The organism is Pseudomonas sp. PDM18 (assembly GCF_014852585.1).
Classification (GTDB): Bacteria; Pseudomonadota; Gammaproteobacteria; order Pseudomonadales; family Pseudomonadaceae; genus Pseudomonas.
Window position 1 is genome coordinate 22,025 of sequence record NZ_JACVBX010000022.1, and the last position, 12,729, is coordinate 34,753.

Sequence of the window (12,729 nt, forward strand, 5' to 3'; positions counted from 1 at the left end):
AATCGATCGTGGGCAAGATTTTGTGCAGCCGGACGCGGGGGCGCCCGGTGGCGGAGAAAGTCGGGGTCAGGCGTTCGGCAGCGCCGGGCGCGCGCTACGGCGCAGGTGCACGGCCAGCTTGGCGATGAACTTGAAGGCGATGGCGCTGAAGATCAGGCCGAAGCCCAGCGGGTACCAGGAGCCCATCGGCAGGCGCTTGTAGAAGGACAGGAAGAACACCCCGGCGATTACCCAGGTGCCGGTGCTGTGCAGGCCCTTCCAGACGCGGGCACCGAGGAGCTTCATCGCGTAGGGGAAGGAGGTAAGGGTCAGCAGGATGATGAACAGGTAGCCGACCGAGCCGGGAATGTTCGCGGCGACACTGCGGCCGTGCCAGAAGGTTTCGGGGAAGAACTTCACGTAGAGAATGATCAGCACCGCGTGCACCGCATGGGAGAAGGCGAAGGCCAGCCCGAGGAAGCGCCGCTCACCCAGCAGGCCGCGGGTGAAGTTGCTCGGCACCAGCGCCGCCAGGGACGAGGCGAGGAAGGTGGCGAGGAACAGCGCGAAAGAAGTGCGGGCGGTGACGCGGATCGAGCTGCGCAGAGCCTCTACCCACTGCGGCTGGGACCACAGGGCCAGCGCGGTGACGATCAGGACTAACAGCGACAGCAGGGAAAACAGGCGCCAGCCATGCAGGCGGGCAGATTCGGCGGGACGGTTCATGGCGGGCTCCTTTGGCGAACGCGGCGGGCGGGGGGCCGCCGCTGTTCATGGAGCCATCTTGTCGACGGGCCTTATCCCGGATGTGTCCGGGGAAGGCCGTCTTGTATCTCTGTGTACAGGTGTTTAGTTGGCCGGGCGCAGTTCCAGTTGCACGCACAGTCCGCCGCTGGTGCGGTTGGACAGGGTCAGCGTGCCGCCCAGCGCCTGGCTCAGTTGCTGGGCAATCGCCAGCCCCAGGCCGGTGCCGCCGGTGCTGCGGTTGCGCGAGCTTTCCACCCGGTAGAAGGGTTTCACCACTTCGGCCAGTTCGTCCTCGGGGATGCCGGGGCCGTCGTCGAGTACACGAACACACACAGCGCCCTGGGCATCGCGCCCGACTTCCACCTGGGCGGAGCCACCGAACTTCAGCGCGTTGTCCACCAGGTTGGTGAGCACCCGGCGCAGCGCGTGGGGGCGGGTTTCCAGCACGGCGTTGCTGATGCCCCGCAGCTCCACGGCCTGGCCGCTGTCCTGGTAGTCGAGGACGAGGCTGTCGAGGAAGGCGTCGAGGTTGACCTTCACCGCCGCCTCGCTGGCGCCGTCCATGCTGCGTGCGTAGGCCACGCCTTCGCGGACCAGATGCTGCATTTCTTCCAGGTCGCTCCACAGGCGCTCGCGCTCGGGTGAGTCATCCATCTGCTCGACGCGCAGCTTCATCCGCGTGATGGGCGTCTGCAGGTCGTGGGAGATGGCGGCGAGCAGTTGCATGCGTTCTTTCAGGTACGAACCGATACGGCCCTGCAGCGCATTGAAGGCACGGGCGGCGTAGACGACTTCGCTGGGGCCGCGTTCGTCCAGCTCCGGCGCCGGGGCGTCCGGGTCGAGATCATCCACCGCTTGCGCCAGTCTGGTCAGCGGGCGGATCGCCAGGCGCACGGCGATCCAGGTGCAGAACAGCAGCAGCGCCAGTTGCACCACCAGTACCCAGGGCAACCACTGCGCCACGGGTACGCCTTTGGGCGTCACGTCGATGGTTAGCGGGCTGCCGTCCTTGAGTTTCAGGTGCACCTGGAAATGCGGGATGGAGCCGGGAATGTTCTCGAAGCGCAGCGGGTAGCGCGGCCCGACGACATCGGCGATGGACAGGGCGGCCATCGGCGCCTGTGCCATATTCATCGGTTCGCCCGGTTCACCACCATCCAGCCGGTAGCGGTAGTTGGGCCGCTGCACCATCGGTAGCCAGGCCTCGCGCTCGTCCCTGGGCAGGCGGTCGAGCAGGGCGACGGCGGTGCTGACATCGGTCTCCAGGTTGCCCAGCATCATGCTGCGCGCACTCTGGTAGCGCTCGTAGAACTGCGAGCAGAACGACAGGCTGTAGGCAAACACCAGCCCGGCGAGGAAGATCAGCGCCAGGCGCGCGGCCAGCGTGCGTGGCCAGTGCAGGACGGATTTCATTCGTTGGGCTCGAGCAGTTCGACGGCCAGCGCAAAGACGTAGCCTTCGCTGCGTACCGTTTTGATGTAGGCCGGCTCGCGGGCGTCATCCAGCAGACGCTGGCGCAGGCGGCTGACCAGCAGGTCGATGGAGCGGTCGAAGATGTCCGCCTCGCGCCCCTGGGTGAGGTTGAGCAACTGTTCGCGGCTGAGCACGCGCTGCGGGTGATCGACGAACACGCGCAGCAGGCGGTACTCGGCCCCGCTGAGGGCAACCAGCGTGCCGTCTTCGTCGAGCAGGTGGCGCGCGGTGGTGTCGAGCTTCCAGCGGCCGAAGCCGATCAACCGGCTGGCCTCGCTGACCTGCAGGTTCGGCGGCAGCATGCGGGTGCGGCGCAGCACGGCGTTTATCCGCGCGAGCAGCTCGCGGGCGGAGAAGGGCTTGGTGAGGTAGTCGTCGGCGCCCATTTCCAGGCCGATGATGCGGTCGGTCTCGTCGTTGCGCGCGGTGAGCATCAGCACCGGGGTCGACTTGTGCTTACCCACACGCAGCTCACGACACAGCTTCAGGCCGTCGTCGCCGGGCATCATGATGTCGAGGACGATCAGGTCGACGCTGTTGGCATCGAGGAAGGTGCGCATCTGCCTGCCGTCTCCCGCCAGGCTCACGCGAAGGCCGTTCTTCTTCAGGTAATTGCCGACCAGCTCGCGGATCTCGCGGTCGTCGTCGACGATCAGTACGTGATCGACATGGTCCATGCCGGTTCCTCATTCGTAGTGGGTTGAGGCGAGTTTATAGCGCCGCGCCGCGCTTGCCTGCCGTGCTTTGTATTCCACTGTATCTACAGCCGCCGCCGATACCCGGCGCGGCAAACCCTGGCCTTGCGCGACACAAGCCCGATACCTCCTGAACGTGAAATGGGCACCGACGGCGAGGCACACAGTCCCCGCCGGCCAAACCCGACACAGGACAGGAGAACCACCATGAAAGCCATCCAACTCGCCAACGCTTGCCTCTTCGCTGCCGTCGCCGCCTTCGCCAGCTTTGGTGTACAGGCTGCCGATTCCCAGCCCACTGAGACTTACCACTACGGCCAGAAACTTGACGTGAAGCGCGTCCTGGCCATTCACGAAGAGAACGCCTCGCCGTTCGACTGCGGCATCGTCAACGCCCGCATGGACTACCTGGATTCCAGCGGCCAGCCGCACAGCCTGGCTTATCGCAAGTTCGCCACCAACTGCAACGAGGGCGGCTGATCGCCCTGGGCTGCGGCCATGGACGGCTGCGGTGCTGATTTTCCCGGCGCTCATTCATCGCGACCGTACGGGCCATCGGCCCACTGAGGTTTCCATGTTGCTCATCGCCTTTCTCGGCGGGGCGCTGACCCTGCTCAGCCCCTGCATCCTTCCCGTGCTGCCTTTATTGCTGCAGCGCGCCGGCGGCCCGGCGTGGTCGCCGTGGGTCACGCTGCTCGGTCTGGCCAGCGGCTTTGCCGTGCTGGCGAGCCTGGCGACCGTCTCCAGCAATTGGGTGATCGCCGCCAGCGAGTGGGGCCGGTACTTCGCCCTCGCGCTGCTGTCGGTTTCCGCCGTTGCACTGCTCTGGCCGCGTTTCAGCGACGCACTGGCCAAGCCCTGGGCGTGGATCGGTGATCGTCTGCACGGCGAATCGCGCCGCTTGCCGCCGGCATTGTCTGCATGGATGCTGGGCTTCGCCGCCGGCCTGCTGTGGGCGCCCTGCGCAGGGCCAGTGCTGGGGCTGATTCTCTCTGGCGCCATGCTGCAAGGCCCGAGCGCGCAGACCAGCCTGCTGCTGTTCGCCTACGGCCTGGGGAGTGCCTCGGTGCTGGGCGTCGTGCTCTTCGCCGGCCGCCGGCTGATGCAGCACCTGCGGCCGCGCATGGCCGTTATCGAAGGCCTGCGCCGCGCTACCGGCGTACTCGCCCTGCTGGCCGTGGTCGGCATCGCTAGCGGCACCAGCGCGCAACTGGCTTCCGGCAGCTCGTCCACACTGGTGAACAGCCTGGAACGCAAGGTCATCGACGGCGTACCTGCGCTCGTCAGCCAACTGATGCCCGGCGACATGGCCCACGGAGCCGAACGCCTGCCGGACCTCGGCCCGGCTCCGGAGCTGCAAGGTGCGGTGGAATGGATCAACAGCCCCGAACTGAACCTGCGTGATCTGCGCGGCAAGGTCGTGCTGGTCGACTTCTGGACCTACGACTGCATTAACTGCCAGCACAGCCTGCCGTACGTGAATACCTGGGCGAAGAAGTACGCCGACCAGGGACTGGTGGTGATCGGCGTGCACACGCCGGAATACCCGTTCGAGCGCGTGCCGGCCAACGTCCGCGCAGCGGTGAAGCAACACGACATCCACTATCCGGTGGCGCTGGATAACCAGTACCGCATCTGGAACGCCTTCGCGAACCAGTACTGGCCGGCGCACTACTTCATCGACGCCCAGGGGCGGATTCGCCACCTGTCGATCGGCGAGGGAGGGTATGAGGAGCAGGAGCAGGTGATCCAGGCGTTGTTGAAGGAGAGGGATGGGGTGAGGGCTGGGGCCTGAGTGAGCGAAGGGGCGGGTGGTGCATCCGTCTCTTTTCTCTTTGGCGAACAGGTTCCAAGAAATGCCATGCCGGGCTTGGTTTAAATTCAGACCGAATTCAGGCTATAGTGTTCAGGCCGAGGGCGCCCTGGACTGACGCTCTTCACCACCGGAGGAATGTCTCATGCGTGTCGAGACTATTAGTTACCTGAAACGCCATGCTGCCGACTTGGACCTGAGCGAGCCCATGGTCGTTACGCAGAATGGTGTGCCTGCCTATGTTGTCGAGTCCTACGCCGAGCGACAGCTGCGCGACGAGGCGATTGCCTTGGTCAAGCTCCTGGCCATGGGATCGCGGCAGTATGCCGACGGTAAGCACTGCTCAGCTGACGATCTGAAGGCCCGGCTTGCCAAAAGGTTCTCGCAGCCTGACTGAGGATCGATCGTGTCCGAGTTGGTCGCTCGATTTACCCATACTGCAGAGCAAAGCATCCAGGATCAGATTCATCATCTGGTTCCTTTCATAGGGCAACAGAGTGCACTGGATTCGCTGCTCGAACTGATCGTCGAGGTGGAAGAGAAGCTACCGCAAGCGCCGGTTGGTTACCCGGTCAGTGAGCAGGCCAGTCTTCTGGGGGTGCTTCATTACCGCGAGTTCAATACGGGGCCATACCGGGTGTTCTATGAACTGCATGAGCACCGGCGCGAGATCGCAGTCATTCTGGTTTTGCGGCAGAAGCAGAGTGTCCAGCAGCAATTGATTCGGTACTGCCTTGTCGGGCCCTTTGAATAGGCTGTCAGCTCACGACTTGATTCCGCCCCTGCTTTTTTGCTTCATATAGCGCCGCATCAGCCCTTGCCACCAGCGCCTCGGCAGAGGCTTCCTGCCCCGGCAACGCTGCTGCAATGCCGATGCTCACACTCACCCGCCCCAACGGCGAAAGCTCGTGGGGCAGGGCGAGGGCTTCCACCGCCTGCAGCAGCTTGTTCGCCATTCCACGCACTCCGGTGAGGTCGGTCATCGGCGCGAAGAAGACGAACTCTTCACCGCCATATCGCGCCACCAGATCGGTCGAGCGGCTGACCGTCGTCGCCAGCGCCTGGGCAATTTCGCGCAGGCAGGCGTCGCCGGCCAGGTGGCCGTAGTGGTCGTTGAAGCGCTTGAACCAGTCCACATCGACTACCGCCAGCGCCAGGGACTCGCCAGAGCGACGCGCATGAACCCATTCCTGTTCCAGCACCTGATCGAAGCGGCGGCGGTTGGCGATGCCGGTAAGGGCGTCGGTCAGGCTCATGGCTTCCAGCTGGTTGTTCAGCTCGCGCAGCTCATCGGTGCGCTCGGCGACGCGCAGCTCCAGTTCGTGCTCGGAGGTGCGCAGGTTATCCACAAGCTGCTGCTGGGTGCGGATCAACTCCTCCTGCACCCGCGTCTTCTCCCGGCGCATCACGTTGAAGCGGTCGGCGAGGGCAAAGGCCAGCACGATCATCTCCATCGCCGAGCCCAGTTGCAGGCCGTCCACGGTGAACAGATTGGTCGGCACGATGCCCATGGCGCGCAGTGAGGTCATCGCCCCGCCCAGCATCAGCAGCGCGAAGGCGGCGAGGAAGAAGAACGCACTGCGCTGGCGCTTGAAGGCGCAGATGATGGCCGCCGCCAGCAGCACCACTGCAGTTGCGAAATTCAGCATTATCCCGGCGCGAGAGACATACGGCAGTGCGAACGCATAGGCGACCAGGCTGAGCAGGTACAGCACGATCATCCCGCGCAGCACCCAGTCCAGGCGCGGCAGGATGCGCTCGAGCTGCATCATCCGCCGCGCGAATAACAACAGTGCAGCGAGGGCCAGCGACACGCCGGAGTAATAGACGATGTTCGAGTTGAGCGGCACGGCGAAGATCGCCCAATCCGGAGCCAAGCCGTTCTTGATTGCCAGCGCCGAGGCCGTGCAGCCGACGAAGGCCACGTAGAGCAGATAGATCGGGTCGCGCAGCGCGAACAGCAGCATCAGGTTGAAAAGGATCATCGCCATGGCGATGCCGAAGTACCACGCCTTGCCTGTGTAATCGTCGCGCTCATAGGCGTGGAACACCTTCACCGGCCACAGCTGCAGCGGCACCAGCAAGCCGATGCTCGACTCCACACGCAGGTACACCACCTGCTCGGACTGCGCCGACAGGTTCAGCGGAAAGACGAAATTACGATTCGGGTAGACCTTGCTCGACTGCGGCACATCGCTGCCGGTGTTGATGGTTCTGTACGAACCATCCGCCTGCGGGATGTTCGCCTGCACATGGGAAACGCGCGGGTTTTCCACCACCAGCAAGCGCTGCAACGGCGCGTCACTGGAGTTTTTCAGCTGCAGCTTCAACCAGAACGCCGAGCGGGTGAACCCCATCGCCAACGCACTGCCTGGCGGCTGGTCGCCCTTGAAGCGCGCCTGCTGCTCGGGGGATTGCACGTCCGCCAGCGTCAGATTGCCGGTTGGGTCCTCAAGGACGGACACGTAGGTGGTTAGTGTCAGCGGCTGCGTGGTGACGCTGGCAGCGTCGACCATCTGATCGGCCCAGGCTGGGCAGAGCAACAGAAGAAGGAGAGGGAGCAGAAGCCAGGACAGGAATTGCCGGTGCGGGGCGAGGGCGGGCATGCGGCGGGTCCGGGGATGTAGGTGTGCCACGGAGTTTACAAGACACGCTTTGGTGACGCCAAAAACACAAAAGCCCCCGGCAATTCAGGTTGCCGGGGGCTTATGTTTGGGATTCTGGAGCGGGCGAAGGGAATCGAACCCTTGAGAACAGTGCTTTGATGCATCGCTATGTGTGCCAATGCTACTGCTTCCGTCCCTTCGGTGACTCGTTCCGTGCCTTTCTGTGCCATTGATTTCGACACATTTTCGACAAGTGTCGGATGACCGCAATCGGGCAGAAACGGACACGCGCTATTCCCAGAATAGTACATAGCATGACGCTGAATGCGGACTAATACTTCGAGATGTCGGTGCCGAAGACGCTTGAATTCGTGCTGGCGAACACCGGCATCGTGGTCTCGGATCGTGTCCGCGTGGGGGATAGAGCGTTGCCGCTTCTACTCCAGTACTCCAGACATGTTCACCTGCGCTGGCAACGGCGGCAATCTAGCGCTGTACACCACCTCCATTCGCGACTACATGCAGAACCGCCCAGCTGAGGACGAGTGGGCAGTGCGACGAAAACGATCTCGAAGCTCCTTACTTGACCAACGCCTTTCCGCTTATGACTTTGCCATCGGCTGACATCACTGGGAAATCTAAGCCGGGCGCGTACACCTGGCGGTAAACCGACCCCAACATTGCAGAGTTGAGACTGGCCACAATAGTTCGTGTCGCCCCCATCTCCGCTTGACGCTCAGAAAACTGCCCGAGGAGGGAGACATGCTTCGAAACGGGGAAGTAGAGGTAGGTCTTGTCTAAGCCAAAGCCCGGAGACCTGCGGTAGAAGGCGGGGATCTTTTCCGGCTCCTCAAACTCCAGTACGACCGGACGATCAGTAGTAATGAAGGAGCCGCTGTCATTATCGGAGCGAATCAGAGACCAGTTGCGTGCCGAAAGCAGAGGGACAATGGTCTGGAGCATGCCCATTTCCATTCGAATGTGATGCTCCCTCGCCACTTGGATTGTGTATGCCTTGCTCTCATGGAAACGTTTTACATCTTCGTAAGTGACGCTATCGAGGACTTTTCCCCCACTCGCTCGCAAATCTTCGATTTGAGAATCCCAGCGTTCTTTCGAGTCCAAGCTGAGATCCATCATCTGCTCAATGATCTGTGCTTGAAATGCACGCATCTGCTCGCGCCGCTGCGGTGAGCGCACCGCAAGCAGTCCGATGAGATGTAGGACGATTTCCCGCCTTTCTCCTGAGAAATCCTCCCCTTCGACTAAGGCCTTTATCGCTGTTGCGGCTTCTCCTTCAAAATCAGCTAGCGATTTTTCAAGGATGTTCTGGTCAACGCCTTCAGCGTCTATCCTGTTGAAGTCGCGTATCCCGCCGACATTCCTCGGCTTCGTTTCGAAGTGGGTCCCATCCGCGACGTTTATGACCCTAAGGTTTGATTTCTTACCCCCGTTATTGGTGAAGCCTCGGAGATAGCATTGCGAGAGAAAGTGATGATGCCTTGCCGTCATGCAACCCCCTGGATGCGAGTGTCCTGAGCCAATCTCAACCGAGCTAGCTACGACAGAATATTAGGCAGCTTCGCGTAGTTTTAGAAATCGCGGCTCAGCGTCCACTCCAGCTATTTCCCCTCTCGGAAGGATCCGTTAAGCCGTCAATGCCGTTTCTCCGTAGGAGCAGCAATCGGCCAGTAGCAGACGTGCCAAGAGCGATAAATCCTTGCTTTGTAGGAGTGGCCGTGCTCAGCATTTTAGATGTAATTCGCTTAGCTTTTCTGACAGCAAAGAAATTGGGTCATGCCCTATTGCTAGTAAGTCAATAAGTCTGATCAAATCATTCTCGTCTAGTACAATTATCTCATCATGCTTGCTAAGCATTCTATAGAGTATGTGGGTTTTTGCATTTTCTTTAACTCCTTTTCGGCTGATTATTATCCCGAAACTTCCAAATCTTGGTTGCTCTTGGATATAACTAAAAAACGTATCTAGGTCATTGGTGGCGAGGGGCTTCTCATAGTTTTTGGCGTCGAATAGTATATATTTTACGCCGCTTTTCCTAAGGTCGGCTAACCATGGGTGTTTGGGAGAGATATTATCTATTATGAAGTCTCTGCGACGAACTCCTTGGTGGGTAGGGACTTGTTTACGTAGTTTTAAGTTGTCATAGGCTGAGGAGAAAATATAGGCCAGAATTTCTTCGCAGATGCTCTCAAATGCTAATCCGTCACTTAATGGCGTTTCAATTAGTCTTTTTTTCAGTAGGTAGGGCGTGGAGTCTTCTCCGGGATTCAGAGTTTCTATTATGTTTAGAATGGTTGATGTTTTTTTAACGCCAAGCGCCTTCTTGTAAATGAAGTCGCTGTGGGTGAACGCTGGAGGGATTGAGAGGGCTGAAATTAAGTTGTAGCGATTAAAAGATGTTTTGTGTGTTTTGCAGAAATAAGTTATGTTTCCGATATGGTCTGGTTTGTATGAAAAATTATCTACGTCGAAGTCGTCGGAAAAAAATATTAAGGAGTTTTCCTTAAGGGTCGTAGCGAAAATCCCACTTGTTGTATCGAATTTTATTGAGCTGTACTTTATAATTGTATGGTCTTCTTTTCCTTCTATGCTGAAGTGCTTGTAAAGTGCTGATATAGATTGTAGGAAGTATGAGGCTAAATCTCTGTAGCTTAATAAGTCGGCGACAAGGTATAAGAAGGCGTATCTGGCTAGCTCTATTGCGTACGGTTCTACGTGAGGAGTGTTAGTGGATATGGTGATTATTTCTGTTTTGTTTCCTTCTGAATCTGTGTGAGATAGTGTGTGTTTGTGTTGATTGGTGCTGCCTTCTTGGAATGAGTAGATTAGTTCGAGGCTTTGGAGGAATGCCTTCTGCTTTGGTATGAGTTTAATAAGTGATTTTCTAATTGAGTTGAATTTTTCTGATTCGATTTTCACTGATTCTTCTCATTTTGTTTGAATATGTGCTCCTCCAGAGTTTGGCGCTCACGTTGCCGATCCTCGTCCGTAAAGGAGTTTACATCTATACGGCCATTGTTCCCTCTCGTTAACGACTCTACCCATTTTGCAATCTTTTCAATGTTAGTCGCAATTTTGTAATTGGGAGATCCGCCACCGATTTCAATTACACCTCGGAATGAGGACATGTCAATTAAGATTATGTCTTTGTATGGGGTGTCTTGCATGTCTGTATAGCTTATTTCTATTGAGAACTTCGTGGAGAATACTGCTTCTTCTCCAATTTCCGAGAGGACGTCTAGAAAGCTGAAAACAAAAGTTTTATAGACCTGTTCTATTCCTAGGTGCGAAATTCCATTTGAGATTGCGCCAAGTCCAAGGATGCTGTTAATTATTGGATTTTTAGTGGGTTCGTTATTGTTTCTGTGCTGGTTTATTATTTTGAATTTTATGTTTTTAGCAATCCCTCTCCCGTAGTTTGCTATTTTTAGTTCGATGAAGTGTATGCCTACAATACTGTGGGTCAGAGAGAGGTCTATGTGTGGTCTTATGCTCTCTCGCTGCATCTCTGCGATCTGCTGATTCTGAGCGGCGCGTAAGTACCAGGTTTCTTTCGCAAGAATAAAGGTAAGCACAGCTATTGCGGCAGTAGCAATGGCGGATATCCACGATGAAATAGAGTCAGCAGTTAGCGTGAGTTCAGTTTGAAGAGAGTTTGCTAATACCATTCCAGCCATGAATGCCATTGGCAGTAGTAATGCTAATATTACTATTGCTAGTATTTTGCTGTTTTCATTTTTCATGATTTAGATTGCGCCGAGGGTAGCGAGTGTTGATATATAATAATGACATTCCGAGTGGGTTGGGTATCTTTTGGTTTGTCAGATCGCCTCTCAAGACTCTTCCTTCTCTTTTTATCAACTCCATTTGAATTTCCTTTGCTCTTTCGCCTTTACCGATCCTTTCGCCGGGCAAACCAGCGTCTAGTTACTTCTTTGGTAATCGCTATCCCGTATGCTGATCGGTCAATTTTGAATTCGCTTCGTCGTATTCGGGACTTGTTTGTCCTATCTCCGGGGCTATATCCCCACAAATAAGCCACAGCCGATAACTTGGGAACAGAGCTTGAAGCACCTCTAGTTCCTCAGTGCTCATTCGGACGCTTTTAAAGCGGACGCTGTGCCAGCGTTGGAAACCAATTTCGCTTTCCTTCACCAGCCTATCCATGCCTGCTTTAGATATTAATGTTCTAGCTCTGCTTTGTATTGATTCCATAAAGATCTAACAAGGCTCTTGTGAAATAGTTTCACTGGAAAATATAGTGGCAATACTCCAGTGTAATTATTTCACTGGATATGTTTAGCCATTGGAATGAATAGTGACGGAACAAGCATGGAACTGGAAGAGCTGAACCCCAGCGCCCTGGTAGGGCCGCAGCAAGATTTGGAGCGCATCGAAAAGTGGGCTGACCGAAACGGCATCAGCTACGGCATCGCCCGGGCGTGGGTGTACCGGGGCATCCTGCCTTCGGTGAAGCTCGGCAAGCTGCGCGTGGTGAACAGTGCATTGCTCCGCGCCTGGCTGCTGGAACAGGAGTGGACGGCATGAACGACAGAAAGGGAGAACGACTGTGAGCAAGGACAAATGGAATCTGGACCTGTGCGGCATAACCCTCTTCGCGGAGATGTGTGGCGTGACGTATGACGAAGCGGCCCAGTGGGCAGAAGACGGCACAGTCCCCAGTATTCAAATGGGGTGCTTCCGCATGATCAACCTCGCCCGTTTCCGCGACGATATGGATCGCGGAAAAACCATCTTCAGAGCAGGAGGTTACGGCGATGACTAACTCTCCCATCACCCTGGATGCTCAGAGCGCAGTGCGCTACCTGGGTCAGACCGTACTGATGGAAATGGTGTGGGACGAAGAACCGGAGCCCATCTGGCGTTGGGTCCGCGTTGTCGGCGTCGTCCTGCCTGCGGAAGGTCTGCGCGGCGGTCCGCACTTCCTCACTCTCAAACTCGGCACAGACAAAGCATTCGCGGATGAAGCGTTCTGGGAAAACATCCGCACGATCCGGGTGATGCGGTACCGCGACCGGCAGGGTTCCGGCAACGTACTGGGCCGCGTCACCCACCCTGACGACTCGCGCTCAAGGGCCGCGCTCCCGGCTCGTCGGAACAGCTCCACCGTTCCGGCGAACGGAAGCACGGGCGGAGCGAACCCTTGAACGCTTGCCCCTCATCAGCCTCGGCCGGTGAGTGTGGGGCAGCTTCTCCGCCCCGCGCTCCCGAGCCCTCGGCGGCAAGAGCGGGATGACAAGGGCAGCGCCCTTGGTGTGTTGGTGGCGTCAGCCATCAATGAATTTGATGACTCGGAACGCCTGCTCGTGACCTCGAATGTCGTTTCGTCACTATTCGTTCCAGTGCGTCTAGAACGGGCTTTCAGCCATCAAAT

At 57.9% G+C, this 12,729-nt stretch carries 14 protein-coding genes; 7 read left to right on the forward strand and 7 right to left on the reverse strand.

The features are described from left to right. Positions 1 to 66: 66 nt before the first annotated feature. The 3 genes from IB274_RS28470 to IB274_RS28480 all read right to left on the reverse strand — a co-directional run bounded on the left by IB274_RS28470 (position 67) and on the right by IB274_RS28480 (position 2,876). Positions 67 to 705 (reverse strand): hypothetical protein, encoded by a 639-nt coding sequence (locus IB274_RS28470; protein ID WP_192436137.1) that lies wholly within the window; start codon positions 703 to 705, stop codon positions 67 to 69. 123 nt (positions 706 to 828) lie between these two features. Then, a complete protein-coding gene (locus IB274_RS28475) occupies positions 829 to 2,139 on the reverse strand; it encodes an ATP-binding protein (RefSeq protein ID WP_192436138.1) in 1,311 nt (436 codons plus the stop codon). Continuing rightward, a complete protein-coding gene (locus IB274_RS28480; protein WP_045209716.1) occupies positions 2,136 to 2,876 on the reverse strand; it encodes a response regulator in 741 nt (246 codons plus the stop codon). The genes IB274_RS28475 and IB274_RS28480 overlap by 4 nt, the downstream gene beginning before the upstream one ends. Positions 2,877 to 3,101: 225 nt before the next feature. On the opposite strand from IB274_RS28480, the gene IB274_RS28485 reads away from it, so the two are divergent. From IB274_RS28485 to IB274_RS28500, 4 genes are all read left to right on the forward strand, one after another. Then, positions 3,102 to 3,374 carry a DUF2790 domain-containing protein gene (locus IB274_RS28485; RefSeq protein ID WP_192436139.1) on the forward strand — a complete coding sequence of 91 codons (273 nt, stop codon included), beginning with the start codon at positions 3,102 to 3,104 and terminating at the stop codon, positions 3,372 to 3,374. A gap of 94 nt (positions 3,375 to 3,468) precedes the next feature. Beyond that, positions 3,469 to 4,689: a cytochrome c biogenesis protein DipZ gene (locus tag IB274_RS28490; protein WP_192436140.1), complete on the forward strand. Its 1,221-nt coding sequence runs from the start codon at positions 3,469 to 3,471 to the stop codon at positions 4,687 to 4,689. A 163-nt stretch (positions 4,690 to 4,852) separates the two neighbouring features. Beyond that, positions 4,853 to 5,104, forward strand: coding sequence for a type II toxin-antitoxin system Phd/YefM family antitoxin (locus tag IB274_RS28495; RefSeq protein WP_192436141.1), 252 nt, complete (start codon positions 4,853 to 4,855; stop codon positions 5,102 to 5,104). A gap of 9 nt (positions 5,105 to 5,113) precedes the next feature. Further along, a complete protein-coding gene (locus IB274_RS28500) occupies positions 5,114 to 5,461 on the forward strand; it encodes a type II toxin-antitoxin system RelE/ParE family toxin (RefSeq protein WP_192436142.1) in 348 nt (115 codons plus the stop codon). A gap of 4 nt (positions 5,462 to 5,465) precedes the next feature. Here the strand turns inward: IB274_RS28500 and IB274_RS28505 are convergent, their stop codons facing one another. The 4 genes from IB274_RS28505 to IB274_RS28520 all read right to left on the reverse strand — a co-directional run bounded on the left by IB274_RS28505 (position 5,466) and on the right by IB274_RS28520 (position 11,077). Continuing rightward, complete coding sequence (locus IB274_RS28505) at positions 5,466 to 7,313, reverse strand: diguanylate cyclase (protein WP_192436143.1); 1,848 nt, start codon at positions 7,311 to 7,313, stop codon at positions 5,466 to 5,468. Between the two features lie 579 nt (positions 7,314 to 7,892). Next, positions 7,893 to 8,825 carry a DUF4238 domain-containing protein gene (locus IB274_RS28510; RefSeq protein WP_023084894.1) on the reverse strand — a complete coding sequence of 311 codons (933 nt, stop codon included), beginning with the start codon at positions 8,823 to 8,825 and terminating at the stop codon, positions 7,893 to 7,895. A gap of 231 nt (positions 8,826 to 9,056) precedes the next feature. Next, positions 9,057 to 10,253, reverse strand: coding sequence for a hypothetical protein (locus tag IB274_RS28515; protein WP_126570102.1), 1,197 nt, complete (start codon positions 10,251 to 10,253; stop codon positions 9,057 to 9,059). Beyond that, on the reverse strand, positions 10,250 to 11,077 hold the full coding sequence (locus IB274_RS28520) for a hypothetical protein (RefSeq protein WP_192436144.1): 828 nt from the start codon (positions 11,075 to 11,077) through the stop codon (positions 10,250 to 10,252). Before IB274_RS28520 ends, IB274_RS28515 begins: the two co-directional genes overlap by 4 nt. A gap of 589 nt (positions 11,078 to 11,666) precedes the next feature. On the opposite strand from IB274_RS28520, the gene IB274_RS28525 reads away from it, so the two are divergent. From IB274_RS28525 to IB274_RS28535, 3 genes are read left to right on the forward strand one after another with little or no spacing between them, the layout of a single operon-like run. Continuing rightward, positions 11,667 to 11,882: a hypothetical protein gene (locus tag IB274_RS28525; RefSeq protein ID WP_023084896.1), complete on the forward strand. Its 216-nt coding sequence runs from the start codon at positions 11,667 to 11,669 to the stop codon at positions 11,880 to 11,882. A gap of 22 nt (positions 11,883 to 11,904) precedes the next feature. Then, positions 11,905 to 12,120, forward strand: a complete 216-nt coding sequence (locus IB274_RS28530) for a hypothetical protein (RefSeq protein ID WP_023084897.1) — start codon at positions 11,905 to 11,907, stop codon at positions 12,118 to 12,120. Further along, positions 12,113 to 12,502: a hypothetical protein gene (locus IB274_RS28535; RefSeq protein WP_023084898.1), complete on the forward strand. Its 390-nt coding sequence runs from the start codon at positions 12,113 to 12,115 to the stop codon at positions 12,500 to 12,502. The genes IB274_RS28530 and IB274_RS28535 overlap by 8 nt, the downstream gene beginning before the upstream one ends. The last annotated feature ends 227 nt before the right edge of the window (positions 12,503 to 12,729 follow it).